The sequence below is a fragment of the Streptomyces sp. NPDC048172 genome (assembly GCF_043202595.1).
In the GTDB taxonomy this organism is placed as follows: Bacteria; Actinomycetota; Actinomycetes; order Streptomycetales; family Streptomycetaceae; genus Streptomyces.
The window spans coordinates 308,522-321,226 of record NZ_JBIDAT010000001.1; the positions used below are offsets into that span (position 1 = coordinate 308,522).

The following is a 12,705-nucleotide window of genomic DNA, read 5'->3' on the forward strand; positions in this document are numbered from 1 at the left end:
TGTTGCGTACGCGCTCAGGCACGTATAAGTTCTTATACATGAGTGAGCGGGTGCACAATAGATTGTCGGTGGTGCGCGCGGAGCGTCGGGTGTCACGCCAGCAGTTGGCCGAGTCGGTCGGGGCGCACTATCAGACGATCGGCCACATAGAGCGCGGGCAGTACAACCCGAGTCTGGATCTCGCGCTGCGCATCGCGGAGTATTTCGACCTGCCGCTGGAGGCGCTGTTCTCCCTCCAGCCATTCCGCCCGCTCACGGACGAGGTGTACGGCACGGGGAGGAGCAAGTCATGACGGCGAACACGAACGTGAGGGCCTCGCGGTACGACGCCTGGGCGCTCAAGACCATGAACGATCCGCGGGCGAAGCGCTGGCACGCCACCCGCGCCTCCCGGCGCCGCATCGTCGCCGCCCACATCGTGACGACGGCCGTCGGGACGACGGGCATGATCGCGATGTACGGGACGGGAAGTGCGTGGTGGCTCGCGCTTCTCGTCGTCGCGCTCCTCGCCTGGATCCCGCTCACCGCGTTCCTCAACTCGATGACGCGCGGCCTGTTCGAGCTGCGTACGCGCATGCTCGACGAGCGGCAGCGCGCCGAGCGCGGCACCGCGCACACGATCGGGCACCGGATCACCGGCTGGACGATGGGGGTCGCGCTGATCGTGTTCTTCGTCGCCCATCTCGCGGGCGCGGCCCTGGACGAGCTGGCGGCTCCGCTGGCGGCGACGGGACTCTGCCTGTTCGCGCTGCAGCGGCTGGCACCCCTGTGGACCGCGGCCCTGCGCGTGGAGGACGAGCCGGAGGACGACGAGGTGCTGGCCGAGGTCACGCCCTGACGGCGGGACGGGCGCTGGGCCCGGGCCGGACGCCGAGCCCCGGGCCTGACGCCTGGTGCTGATGCCGCGCCCGGTCTCAGGGCGCGGTGTGCACCGAGGCCCTGATCCGTTCGACGGTGCGCAGGACTTCGGCGCGGTTCTTGGCCTGCTTGATCCATGTGGGCAGCCGGGCGAGGACCGTCATCTTGCGCCCGCTCTCGTACCAGGGGGCCCGCTCCCGCAGCGGGGCCTGGACGAACTGCCGGATCAGTTCCAGGTGTTCGAGGTTGTGGGCCCACAGCCATCCGTGTCGGGTCTCGGACTGCAGCCAGAGCGGCTGGTCGAAGTAGGGGTCCGTGGCCCGCCCGTTGCCCCGCGAGAAGCGGAGCGTGCCCCCGGCCGCCCGGTCCCGGGAGAGCCCGCAGCTCCGGCAGACGAGCCGCCGCGCGGCGAACGCAGGGGACGGCTCGGCGGCCGGGCCGCCGGGCCCGCACGGCACCGGGACGACGCGGGCGAGCGCGGCGCAGCGCGGGCAGCGCACCAGGATCAGGTCCAGGAAGTGGTAGCGCGTGCGCCGGGGGTCCCGGAAGCGGGGCGTGCGGGGCAGCGACTCGGCCATCCGCCCAGTATGCGCGCCGGGTGAGGCCGGGTCAGCAGCCGCAGGCGACGGCGGGGGCGAGGGAGTCGCCGTCGAGGCGAGGTGCGGGGGCCGTCAGGGGGTCGGCGGCGCGGCGTGCGCCAGGACCGTGGGTGCCGTCGACGGGGAAGCCTTCCCTGATCCAGTACTCGATGCCGCCGAGCATCTCGCGGGCCTGGTAGCCGAGTCGGGAGAGGGCGAGGGCGGCTCGGGTCGCGCCGTTGCAGCCGGGACCCCAGCAGTACGTGACGACGGGGGTGGCGGGGCCCAGCAGGGCGGGAGCGCGCTCCGGGATCTCGGCGGTCGGCAGGTGGACGGCGCCCGGGATGCGGGCCTGGTCCCATCCGGCGCGGGCACGGGAGTCGATCAGGACGAAACCGGGGGTGCCGGAGGTGAGCCCGGCGTGGACGTCGGACACGTCGGTCTGGAAGGCGAGCCGGGCGGCGAAGAAGGCGGCGGCCTCGGCGGCCGTGAGGGAGGTCAGCTGTGTCATGGCCGAAACGCTATGCGTGCGGGCTTCCGGTCTGAACAGAGAATCCACGGCACTGAACTTGTTCCGCCGGGGAATCCACGGTATTTCTCGGGGATGGCCGATGAATCCCGCGACGTCGACGAGACCGACATCCGTATCCTCGCAGCGCTCCAGCGCGACGGACGTGCAAGCTACGCCGAACTGGCACGTGCCGTGTCGATGTCCGCGAGCGCCGTCACCGAGCGGGTCCGGCGCCTGGAGGAGAGCGGGGTGATCTCCGGCTACACGGCGGTCGTGAGCGGGGAGAAGCTGGGCCTCGGCATCCTCGCGTTCGTACGGCTGCGCTATCCGACGGGGAACTACAAGCCGTTCCACGATCTCCTCGCCTCCACCCCGGAGATCGTCGAGGCCCACCATGTGACGGGGGACGACTGCTTCACGCTGAAGGTCCTCGCCCGTTCGATGCGCCATCTGGAGACGGTCACCGGACGTATCGCGGGGCTCGGCGCCGTGACGACCAGCGTCGTCTACTCCAGCCCGCTCCCCGGCCGCGCGGTCACCGAGGCCGTTTCCGGAGGCGATTCCGACGGCGTGTGAACGGCGTATGAAAACCGGCGCGGGCGTGAAATAGGGATCCGCGGGGCCGGGTTGATCGCGGCATGACCAAGGTGACATGGGGCGTGGTCCTGAACCCGCCCGCTTCCGGGAATCTCGTGGACGACGTCGTCGCGCAGGCGCGGCAGGCGGTGGAGGCCGGGGTGCGTTCCGCGTGGCTGGGGCAGCTGTTCAGCCATGACTCCGTCGCGCTCGCCGGCCTGGTCGGCAGGGAGGTGCCCGGACTGCACGTCGGGACCTCGGCCGTGCCGGTCTTCGCGCGCCATCCGCTGCTCGTCGCCGGGCAGGCGCAGACCAGCCAGGCCGCCACCCACGGCCGCTACCACCTGGGCTTGGGGCTCGGGGCGAAGGACCTCGTCGAGGGTGCCTTCGGGGTGCCGTACGAGCGGCCGATCGCGGTGCTGCGGGAATTCCTGACGGCCCTGCGCACCCTGCTGGAGACCGGCACCGCCGACTTCCACGGCGAACTGCTGACCGCCGCGCCCCCGCTGCCCGTGTCCGTGCCCGGCGCCGACCCCACCGTCCCCGTGCTCGTCGCCGCGATGGGCCCCCAGGCGCTGCGCGCCACGGGCGAACTGGCCGACGGCGCCCTGCCGTTCCTCGCGGGCCCCAGGACCCTCGGCGAGCACATCGTGCCGACGCTCACCGCCGCGGCCGAGCGCGCGGGCCACCCGGCCCCGCGCGTCGTCGCGCTCGTACCCGCCGTCGTCACATCCGGCGCCGGAGTGGAGGCCGCCCGCGAAGCCGCCGCCACACAGACCGCGTTCTACGACCGCATCCCCTCCTACCAGCGCGTGATCGCCCTGGAGGGCGCGAGCAAGGCCGCCGAACTGGTCGTCGTCGGCGACGAGGAGAAGGTCGCCGCCGAGGCCCGCCGCTACGCCGAGGCGGGCGCCACCGAGATCGTCTTCACCCAGACCGACCTGACCGGAGACGAAGCCCGCCTCCGCACCTGGCGCCTCGCGGGCGAACTGGCGGCAGGCGCGTAGGGCCCCGTGAAGCGCCCCTCGAAGCGCCCCTCGAACGAGCGAACCAGTGCGGTTCCCGCCCGTTACGCTGGCCGTACGGTCCAGGATCCCGTCCATGGGAGGAACCATGACTGCCGAGCCCCTGCGCCACACTTCCTCATGGCCGGTGCCGCCCGAGGACGGTTACACCGTGGACGACCTTTTCGAACTGCCCGACCTCCCGCCGCACACAGAGCTGATCGACGGGAGCCTCATCCTCGTGAGCCCGCAGAGGAATTTTCATGCCGATGTCATCGACCTCTTGGTCGCCGGGCTGCGCAGCACGCTCCCCGAAGATCTGCGCGTGAAGCGTGAAATGACCGTTGTCCTGGACCGGAGGAACGGTCCGGAGCCCGACATCTCCGTCGTTCGGGCGGACGCCGTGACCGGCCCTCGGCAGACGCGGTATCAGGCGTCCGACCTCGTCCTCGCCGTCGAGGTCGTCTCGCCGGACTCCGAGGCCCGGGACCGTGACACCAAGCCGCACAAGTACGCGAAGGCGGGGATCCCGCACTTCTGGCTGGTGGAGATGGCGGGCGAGCAGGACGCCCCCGTCGTCCGCACGTACCTGCTCAACCCCATCAGCAAGACCTACGACTCGACCGGTACGCACATCAAGCAGCTCACCGCCGACCAGCCGTTCGCCGTCGACATCGATCTGACGGCCGTCGAGCGGCTCTGAGGGCCGGCGGGGGTCAGACCAGGCGGCGGGCCGTTGCCCAGCGGGTCAGTTCGTGGCGGTTGGAGAGCTGGAGCTTGCGGAGGACCGCGGAGACGTGGGACTCGACCGTCTTGACGGAGATGAAGAGCTGCTTGGCGACTTCCTTGTACGCGTAGCCGCGGGCGATGAGGCGGAGGACCTCGCGTTCGCGCTGGGTGAGGCGGTCGAGGTCCTCGTCGACCGGCGGGGCGTCGGTGGAGGCGAAGGCGTCCAGGACGAAGCCCGCGAGGCGGGGGGAGAAGACGGCGTCGCCGTCCGAGACGCGGAAGATCGCGCCGACCAGGTCGGTGCCCGTGATCGTCTTGGTGACGTAGCCGCGCGCGCCGCCGCGGATGACGCCGATGACGTCCTCGGCGGCGTCCGAGACCGAGAGGGCCAGGAAGCGGACGGGGCGGTCGGTGTCGGCCATCATCGGGGCGCTGCGGCGCAGCACCTCCACGCCGCCGCCGCCCGGGAGGTGGACGTCGAGGAGGACGACCTCGGGGCGGGTGGCCTCGATGACCGTCATCGCCTGGTCCACGTCGCCCGCCTCGCCGACGACCTCGACGCCGGTCTCGGCCGTGCGCCCGATCTCGGCCTGGACGCCCGCGCGGAACATCCGGTGGTCATCGACCAGGACCACCCGGACCTGGCGCTGCTCGCCCGCGTCGGCCTGCTCGTTCGTTGCCTCGGTCACGACTCCGCCGCCCTCTCCATCTCCAGCTCCACTTCCGTCCCCTCGCCGGGCGCCGTGCGCAGCCGGGCCGTGCCCCCGTTGCGCTGCATCCGGCCGATGATGGACTCGCGTACGCCCATCCTGTCCTCCGGAACGGCGTCCGGGTCGAAGCCCGGGCCCCGGTCGCGGACCGAGATGAAGACCGTGCGGCCCTCCACCTCCGCGAACACCTGGACGGCGCCGCCCTCGCCACCGTACTTGGCCGCGTTGACCATCGCCTCACGCGCCGACTGGATCTGGGCGCTGAGCTTCTCGTCGAGCGGGCAGTCGCCGACGAGGACGACCTCGACGGGGACGCCGTGGTAGTCCTCGACCTCGGCCGCCGCCGCGCGTACCGCCTCGGCGAGGGTCTTGGGCTCGTCCTCTTCCTCCCCGGCGTCCTTGCCGTCCGGCTTGTAGAGCCAGGCGCGCAGCTCGCGTTCCTGGGCGCGGGCGAGGCGCGCGACCTCGCGCGGCTGGTCGGCGTTGCGCTGGATCAGGGTCAGCGTGTGCAGCACGGAGTCGTGGACGTGCGCCGCGACCTCGGCACGCTCCTGGGCGCGGATGCGCATCGTCCGTTCCTCGGACAGGTCCTGCATCATCCGTACGAGATACGGGCCCGCCATCAGCGCGATGCCGACCAGCACGGCCAGCGCGGCCTGCAGGACCGAGCCCAGGTGGCTGACCGAGCCCTGCACCACGACGATGCCGGTGACGCCCGCCGCGACCAGCGCGACACCGGCCGCGCTGCGCGCGATCGGGAGCAGCCTGCGGCGGCGCGAGACCTCGGCCCAGTGCGCGCGGCGCGCGTTGTCGGCCTGCCGCCAGACGAGCGCGACGCCGACGCCGACGAGCAGCACGGGCCAGAGGTAGGTGTTCGCGGTGCCGAACTGCAGGTTGTCCGCGATGATCACGCAGGTCGCGATGAGCGCGACGACGGCGAGGAGCTGCCCCTTCTCCGGCTTGCGGATGAACCGGCGGCGCTTCCCGTCGGGCCCCGTGTCCACCCCTGTGGAGAACGGGAACTTCCCGTGCGTCGCGCCCACCCCGCCGGTGCCCAGCGGGACGACGAACCAGAACGCCGCGTAGAGCAGCACCCCCAGCCCGTTCGCCAGGCTCAGCGCGAGGAAGACGATCCGTACCCAGGAGACCGGCAGCCCCAGGTGCCCCGCGAGCCCGCGCGCGACGCCGCCGAGCATGCGCCCCTCGGCGCTCCGGTACAACTTCCGGAGCGGCTGGTCCTCGGCGGGCGGCTCGGTGCCCGCATGCGCGTGCGGAGAGGGAGGGGCGGCGGCGGTCATGTCCCGATCGTCACATGCCCGGGTCGTACGGACATCAGGGTTGAGCCCTGAAGCGGTCCCTGACGCGACCCCGAGTCCGCGCCACCCGCCTCCCGGACCGTACGTACGGCCGTACGTGCGGCCGTACGTGCGGCCGTACTGCCGTGGGGGCGCGAGGGCGCGGGGATCTCAGGGAACGATCCGGGTAGGGCCCCGATGCCCGCGCGTGCGCCGGGCGCCACCATAGGCGTATGACCGAGGAACGACAGGAGACCGCCGGGGGCGCGGGGAGCGCCGGGACGGCCACGGAGGCGGCCGCGGACTCCGCACAGGCGGCCGGGGCCGCCCCCGCCGCCAAGCCCCGGCTCAGCCGCAGCCGTCGGCACAAGGTGGCGGGCGGCGTGTGCGGCGGCCTCGGGCGGTACTTCGACCTGGACCCGGTCATCTTCCGGGTGCCGCTCGTCGTCCTCTCGGTCGTCGGCGGCCTCGGGCTCGTCTTCTACGGCTTCGCGTGGCTGTTCATCCCCGCCGAGGGCCACAAGGAGAACGAGGGACGGCGGCTGCTCTCCGGCCGCGTGGACAGCGGCTCGCTCTCCGCGATCCTCGTCGCGCTCGTCGGCTGCGGCCTCTTCCTCGCCTCCCTGGGCAGCCGCAGCGTCCCCTTCTCCCTGCTGCTGGTCGGCGCGGTGGCGGGCGCCGCGTACTGGTCGCGGCACCGGCGGCAGGCCGAGGCGGCGGGCGCCGAGGGCGCGGGCGTCGACCCGGCCACGGCGCACGCCGTCGCGGACGCGCCCCCCGAGACCCAGGCGCCCCCGGTCCCCGGCACCTCCCCCTGGTGGCGCGAGCCGCTCACCAAGGAGGCGGGCGCGCGGAAGGACGGCGGCGCCGGACCCGCGTACATCTGGGGGCCCGAGGACGCGGTCGAGTTCGCGCGGCCACGGGACAGGGCGGCGAACGGGGCGGGACGGGGCTGGTGGCCGGGTGCCGCGCGGCCGGGAGCCGGAAAGCGGTCGGGACCGGGGTCCGGTCCGGGGTCGGGACCGGGATCAGGGCCTGGATCGGGGCCGGGGTCGGGGCCGCTGGGCAAGGGCATGCCTCCGTACGCGGGCGCGCACGGCGCGCGGCCCGGCGTCAGGGCGAGCGCGGTGCAGGGCGGCGCGTCGATCGGCGGCCTGGTCTTCCTGCTCGCGGCCATCGCGGCGGGCATCGCCACGGCGGCCACCTGGGACGCCAACCCGGTGGGCACCAGCCTCGCGACCGGCCTGAGCTGCGCGCTCGGGGTCTTCGGGCTCGGCCTCGCGGTCAGCGCCTTCGTGGGGCGCGTGGGCGCGGGCACGATCGCCCTGGTGGTGATCACGGCGGGGCTGCTGACGGGCGCCGCCGCGCTGCCCAAGGACGTCAGCAGCGACGTCCGCGACGCCCGCTGGGTCCCGGCCTCCGCGCAGGAGATCAAGCCGCGGTACGCGCTCGGCTCGGGCTCCGGCGAACTGGACCTCCGCGAGATCGGGCTCGGCAAGGACGAGACGGTACGGGCCGAGGCGCGGGTCGGCGCGGGCGAACTGACGGTCGTCGTGCCCGCGGCGGCGCGGGTCGAGGTCGACGCCCAGGTCAGCATGGGCGGCATCGAGGTCCCCACGGGCACGGACCGGGACGGCACGGTGATCACCGACTCCTCCGAGGGCATCGACCAGCACCGCGAGCAGGTCCTGTACCCCTTCGAGGACACCGGGAAGGAGAAGGGGAAGGAGAAGGAGAAAGGGAAGGGACAGAAGAAGGGGATGAACGGCGAGGCCGGGAAGGTCAGGGGTGTCGTGGAACTGGACCTCAGCGTCGGGCTGGGTGAGGTGAAGGTCGTCCGCGAGATGCCGTCCGGCGAGCGCTCGGACGAGGCGGTCCCGGTGGACCAGGGAGGTACGGTCCGGTGATCAGGCACCGTTTCGAGCCCGCGCGGCTGCTGCTCGGCCTCGTGCTGCTGTTCGCGGCCGCGGCGTATCTGATGGACGCCTCGGGCGAGTGGGAGGTCCCCTTCTGGGTGCTGCTCGTCCTGATGCCGCTGGCGCTGCTGATGGCGGGGTTCACCGCGCTGATGACGTTCCTGGCCCGCCGCTTCCTGGACCGCAAGCGCGAGACCGCGCCCCCGCCGCTCGGCGACCTCCCGGTCGACGACCTGCGCCGCGGCTACGAGCACCCCGCCGGTTTCGCCCGGGACAGCGCGCCCCGGGACAGCGCGCCCCAGGGCAGAGAGGGCAGAGAGGGCAGCGCGCCCGAGGACCGTACGCCCCCGGACGCGTCCGGCAGCGGGCGGAACGGTGCCGGGAGCGGTAGTTAGCCGAAGATTTGCTGACCCCTGCGTCGCCTCCGCTGGGCCAGCGCCGCGTCCAGGGAGAGCATCGGCGTGCCCGCCATGATCAGCGGCAGCCATGCCATCAAGTACGGCAGATCGTTCCCGTAGTAGTACGGCTCGCTCGCCCAACTCATCGTCATCCAGAGGCTGAACGAGATGACCGCGCCGCCCACCGCCGCGATCCGGCCCCACAGGCCGAGCAGCGTGCCGAGTCCCACGGTGAGTTCGCCGACCGCGATGGCTGTGCCGAACCCCTGGGGACTCTTCTGGGCGAGGTCGATCATCCAGGTCAGCGCCGCCTGGTCATGGACGGCCTCCAGCGTGCCCTTCAGCGACTCGGGGCCCGAGCCGGTGAGGAACTGAGAGTCCGTGAGCTTGTCGATGCCCGCGTAGACGAAGGTGATCCCGAGGAAGAGGCGGAGCGGGAGCAGCGCGTAGCGCGAGGCCAAGGCGCGCAGTCCCACCGGTGCGCCCGCGACGGGGCCGTCGAAGCTGCTGACGGCCTTCGGGCCGCCCTCGCCGTCCATACGTCCTGACAGAGGCATGCGTCCCGCCTTCCGCAAGTGCGTTCGGTCTGTGCGGAGGCGATTCTTCCTCGTACACGGCCGGAACGCCTCCCCTGCCGCCATGTACGGGGGAGCGCGTCGTGCGGTTCAGCGGTCTGTCACCCGATGTCGGTCAGTCCACGACGTCGATCGGGTAGCGGTTCGTCTCCACGCCCGCCGCCGTGACGACCTGCACCTCGACCCGGCCCGGCTCGACCTCCACGGGCACCGGCACCGTCAGGCTCGCGTCGGCGGGGCTGGTGAAGCCGCCCGCGACCGGGATCAGCGGGACGTGCACATGGACGGTCCCGATGCGCACCACCATCCGCGCCAGCCGGTCCGGCGCGCCCGCGCCCGTCGGGACGAACCCGGCGCCGCGGATCTCGATGTCGTCGCCCGTACGGATCGGCGCGTGCAGATCGCCGATCTCCCGCGCCCGTACGACGGAGAGGACGACGGGGCGCCCGCCCTCCGCGTACTTCCCGGCGAGGTACGTCGCGGCCGAGACGATCACCAGCAGCGCCAGGCCCCAGGGCAGATCGGGCAACTGTTCGGGTTCGCGGGCCAGCCGTACGGCGGCGAAGACGACGGCGACCGCGCTCACGAGGACGTACTGCACGTCCGCGAACGTGCCGCGCCCGGCGTCGTCCGTGAGCAGGTCGGAGGCGCGCGGACGGTCGGCGCGCACCTTCTGGAGACGGCGCCCCTGCACCCGTACGGTCACCGCGCGGCGCACCACCACGGCGACGGCGCACGTCAGCGCGAGGACGGTGAGCACGCCCGCGCCGTGCGCCAGGTCGAGCCCCTCCAGGAGCGCGCGGCGCTCGTCCGCGCCGCCCACTCCCGCGAGTTCGACGGCCAGCACGAGCACGTCGTACACGACCAGCAGTACCCAGGCGGTGGCCACGGCGCGCGAGGTGGAGAGCCGGTTGTCCTCGCCGATGACGGGCGCGAGCACGCCGCCGCGCGCCCGGTGCAGCCAGGCGGTGAGGGAGAGCAGCGCGGCCGAGGCCAGGGCCGCACAGAGGGTCGCGGTGCGCGCGAGGGTCCAGCCGTCGGCGGCCAGCGCGGTGAGCAACTGGCCCAGCAGCAGCGCGCCCACGGCGGCCCAGACGACGACCAGGGTGTGCCGCCACAGCCGGGCCAGCCACGCGGAGCCCTCCTCGCGGCCCCGGTCGGCCACGGCGCGCGCGGCCTCGGTCAGTTCGTCCGAGACCCACTGGCGGGAGGCGCCGGGGGAGTGGGTGAGCCCGGCGGGGATGCCCTCACCCGCGGCGAGTTCGTCGCGCCGCCGCAGGAAGTCGGCCTGGGCGCGGCGGTGTCCCTCGCGCGCGTTGCCGGGGCAGTCCTCGCAGGTGCACGGGGAGTGGTGGCCGGAGCCGGAGCCGGAGCCGGAACGGGAGTCCGACCCGGAGCTGCTGGAGGAGGAGCTCGACGCGTCGCCGTACGCCCCGCCGCGCGCCCGGCGCGACTGTCCGCCGCCCGCGCGCGCGAGGAGCTTCTTCCCGGTGTGCGCCACCCCGCCGCGCGCCGTTCCGCCCTGCGCCGTTCCGCCCTGCGCGCCGTCCGTGCTCTCCGTGCCGTCCGCCTCACCGCCCGCCCCTGTCGAGCCGTCCCGTGCCGTGTCCACGGCCACTGCGCAACCCCGCCTCTCAACTTCCGTGCAATGGAAGGGGATTGTGCCCTACACGGGTCGGGGTCAGCTCAGCAGGTCCGGTTCGTCGCGGGTGATAGTCGTGTAGAGAGGTTGATAGTTGATCCACGCGACGAGATCGGCGCCGAGCTGCTCGCGGGTGGCGATGGCGCTCGCGTGGCCGATGAGCACGGGCTTCCCCGCCGCCCTGGCGGTCAGCTGGATCTCGCACGACCGCTCCATCTGGAGGAACCACCACGCGGCCGCGTCCACCGAGTCGCCGACCGTCAGCAGTCCGTGATTGCGCAGGACGACGGCCTTGTGCGGGCCGAGCGTCGCGGCGATGCGGTGTCCCTCTTCCTCGTTCACCGTCACGCCCGTGTAGGTGTCGAGCACGGTGTGGTCCTCGTAGAACGCGCACGCCTCCTGGGTGATCGGTTCGAGCGGCTCGCCGAGCGCCGCGAGGGCCCGGCCGTACGTCGAGTGGCAGTGCGCCACGGCGACGACGTCCGGACGGGCCCGGTGCACTTGCGAGTGAACGGCGAAGGCCGCCTGGTTGACGTGGTGGCGGCCCTCGACGACCTGGCCCTCCCCGTTGACGAGCAGGAGATCGCTCGCGGAGACATGGCCGAACGGCATCCCGAACGGATTGACCCAGCAGCACTCCGTGAACTCCGGGTCCCGCGCCGTGACATGGCCCGCGACGCCCTCCTCGAACCCTCTCCGCGCGAACAAGCGGAGCGCGGCGGCGAGGCGTTCCTTGCGATGCCGCCGCTCCTCGGCGGGGGAGCCGTGCCGGGGCGGCGTCGCGAAGTGGAGCCGCTCGGTGGGTATGGGTCCGGGCTCGGGCATGGGGCGGGCCTCCGTTCCGTAGGGGCGGAAGCTACCTCCGGGGGCGGGAACTAGCCAGGGCGAGTGGCACCCGCGAACGGCATCTGGTCGATGGGCGCGACGCGCACCGAGGCGCCGGGACGCGGAGCATGGATCATCCGGCCACCGCCGATGTAGAGACCGACGTGGCTGCGGGAGCTGTAGAAGAAGACCAGATCGCCGGGGCGGAGCGCGGAGCGGGCGACGCGCTTGCCCGCGTTGATCTGGGTGTAGGTGGTACGGGGGAGCGTGACGCCCGCGGCCTTCCACGCGGCCAGCGTCAGGCCCGAGCAGTCGAACCCGGAGGGGCCCGTCGCGCCCCAGACGTACGGCTTGCCGAGCGCCTGCCGCGCGAACGCGACGGCGCGGGCGGCACGTCCGGAGACGGAGGTCTTGGCGGGCTTCGCCTGTTTTTTGGTCTTTGTGGGTTTTGCAGGTTTTGTTTGCTTTGCGGGTTTCGAGGGCTTCGTCGACGCCGCAGGCTTCGAGGGTTTCGACGGCTTCGAGTGTTTCGCGTGCTTCGGGGACTTGGCGGGCTGCGCGGGCCGCACCTGTTTCGGCGGCTGCGCCTGCTTCACCGTCTGCGGGGGCTCCGCGGGCTCCGCGGGCTTCGGCGATTGCGGGGACGCTGCGGGCTGCGCGGGCTGCGCGGGCTCCGTGGGATCCGCGGACTGCGCGGGTGCCGTGTCCCGTGTCTGTCGCGCTCCGTCCGCGTTACTGCCGTTGGGGAGGTGGGACGAGGACGCGGTGGCGGCGGCCTCGGACCGGATGCGGTCGACCGTGCTCTTGATCTGCTCGCCGGGGGAGGGGGTGCGGGGCTGTGCGTGGGCGGAGCCCTGGAGCGAGGCGAGGCTCGCGGCTCCGGCGAGCGCGAGGGTGAGCGCCGCGCGCGCCGTCGGAGTGGTGGCCAGGGAGAGGGGGTTCGGTTTGGACCTGCGGGACTTGCGGTGCGAAGCCATGGAGCAGGACGCTAGGCGCCGTCTCCTCGCCGCCGTAACGGGTTGACAGGGACTGCCCGCTTTCGCCCGTACCCTGCCGACGAGGGCCCGCGCGGTGCCCGGATACGCTCG

Annotated in this window: 15 protein-coding genes; 7 read left to right on the forward strand and 8 right to left on the reverse strand. The window is 73.0% G+C overall.

Going from position 1 to position 12,705, the window contains the following annotated elements:
* Positions 1-38: 38 nt before the first annotated feature.
* Both ACGF3A_RS01480 and ACGF3A_RS01485 read left to right on the forward strand, forming a co-directional pair.
* Entirely contained in the window at positions 39-293 is a 255-nt protein-coding gene (locus ACGF3A_RS01480) for a helix-turn-helix transcriptional regulator (RefSeq protein ID WP_344528010.1), read from the forward strand.
* Positions 290-838 carry a hypothetical protein gene (locus ACGF3A_RS01485; protein ID WP_393724600.1) on the forward strand — a complete coding sequence of 183 codons (549 nt, stop codon included), beginning with the start codon at positions 290-292 and terminating at the stop codon, positions 836-838. Before ACGF3A_RS01480 ends, ACGF3A_RS01485 begins: the two co-directional genes overlap by 4 nt.
* Positions 839-914: 76 nt before the next feature.
* Here the strand turns inward: ACGF3A_RS01485 and ACGF3A_RS01490 are convergent, their stop codons facing one another.
* Complete coding sequence (locus ACGF3A_RS01490; RefSeq protein WP_393724602.1) at positions 915-1,436, reverse strand: hypothetical protein; 522 nt, start codon at positions 1,434-1,436, stop codon at positions 915-917.
* A gap of 31 nt (positions 1,437-1,467) precedes the next feature.
* Entirely contained in the window at positions 1,468-1,947 is a 480-nt protein-coding gene (locus ACGF3A_RS01495) for a rhodanese-like domain-containing protein (protein WP_393724604.1), read from the reverse strand.
* Positions 1,948-2,040: 93 nt separating this feature from the next.
* On the opposite strand from ACGF3A_RS01495, the gene ACGF3A_RS01500 reads away from it, so the two are divergent.
* From ACGF3A_RS01500 to ACGF3A_RS01510, 3 genes are all read left to right on the forward strand, one after another.
* Positions 2,041-2,523, forward strand: coding sequence for an Lrp/AsnC family transcriptional regulator (locus ACGF3A_RS01500; RefSeq protein WP_393724606.1), 483 nt, complete (start codon positions 2,041-2,043; stop codon positions 2,521-2,523).
* Positions 2,524-2,594: 71 nt separating this feature from the next.
* The gene (locus ACGF3A_RS01505) at positions 2,595-3,530 is read left to right on the forward strand and encodes a TIGR03564 family F420-dependent LLM class oxidoreductase (RefSeq protein ID WP_393727084.1); all 936 of its coding nucleotides are present in this window, start codon (positions 2,595-2,597) and stop codon (positions 3,528-3,530) included.
* A gap of 106 nt (positions 3,531-3,636) precedes the next feature.
* The gene (locus tag ACGF3A_RS01510) at positions 3,637-4,230 is read left to right on the forward strand and encodes a Uma2 family endonuclease (RefSeq protein WP_393724608.1); all 594 of its coding nucleotides are present in this window, start codon (positions 3,637-3,639) and stop codon (positions 4,228-4,230) included.
* Positions 4,231-4,243: 13 nt separating this feature from the next.
* Here ACGF3A_RS01510 and ACGF3A_RS01515 read toward each other — a convergent pair whose 3' ends face one another.
* Complete coding sequence (locus tag ACGF3A_RS01515) at positions 4,244-4,945, reverse strand: LuxR C-terminal-related transcriptional regulator (protein WP_393724610.1); 702 nt, start codon at positions 4,943-4,945, stop codon at positions 4,244-4,246.
* Positions 4,942-6,264, reverse strand: coding sequence for a PspC domain-containing protein (locus ACGF3A_RS01520; RefSeq protein ID WP_393724612.1), 1,323 nt, complete (start codon positions 6,262-6,264; stop codon positions 4,942-4,944). The genes ACGF3A_RS01515 and ACGF3A_RS01520 overlap by 4 nt, the downstream gene beginning before the upstream one ends.
* Before the next feature lie 230 nt (positions 6,265-6,494).
* Here ACGF3A_RS01520 and ACGF3A_RS01525 point away from each other — a divergent pair, with 230 nt between their 5' ends.
* Together ACGF3A_RS01525 and ACGF3A_RS01530 are read left to right on the forward strand one after the other, a co-directional pair.
* Positions 6,495-8,168, forward strand: coding sequence for a PspC domain-containing protein (locus ACGF3A_RS01525; protein WP_393724614.1), 1,674 nt, complete (start codon positions 6,495-6,497; stop codon positions 8,166-8,168).
* Complete coding sequence (locus ACGF3A_RS01530; protein ID WP_393724616.1) at positions 8,165-8,572, forward strand: hypothetical protein; 408 nt, start codon at positions 8,165-8,167, stop codon at positions 8,570-8,572. The genes ACGF3A_RS01525 and ACGF3A_RS01530 overlap by 4 nt, the downstream gene beginning before the upstream one ends.
* On the opposite strand, the gene ACGF3A_RS01535 is transcribed toward ACGF3A_RS01530, so the two are convergent.
* The 4 genes from ACGF3A_RS01535 to ACGF3A_RS01550 form a co-directional block, all read right to left on the reverse strand.
* Entirely contained in the window at positions 8,569-9,132 is a 564-nt protein-coding gene (locus tag ACGF3A_RS01535) for a DoxX family membrane protein (RefSeq protein ID WP_393724618.1), read from the reverse strand. The two genes, ACGF3A_RS01530 and ACGF3A_RS01535, sit on opposite strands and share 4 nt — an antisense overlap.
* A 133-nt stretch (positions 9,133-9,265) precedes the next feature.
* On the reverse strand, positions 9,266-10,429 hold the full coding sequence (locus ACGF3A_RS01540) for a hypothetical protein (protein WP_393727086.1): 1,164 nt from the start codon (positions 10,427-10,429) through the stop codon (positions 9,266-9,268).
* A 402-nt stretch (positions 10,430-10,831) separates the two neighbouring features.
* Positions 10,832-11,617 (reverse strand): class II aldolase/adducin family protein, encoded by a 786-nt coding sequence (locus ACGF3A_RS01545; protein WP_393724619.1) that lies wholly within the window; start codon positions 11,615-11,617, stop codon positions 10,832-10,834.
* Positions 11,618-11,667: 50 nt separating this feature from the next.
* Entirely contained in the window at positions 11,668-12,594 is a 927-nt protein-coding gene (locus ACGF3A_RS01550) for a C40 family peptidase (RefSeq protein WP_393724620.1), read from the reverse strand.
* Between the last annotated feature and the right edge of the window lie 111 nt (positions 12,595-12,705).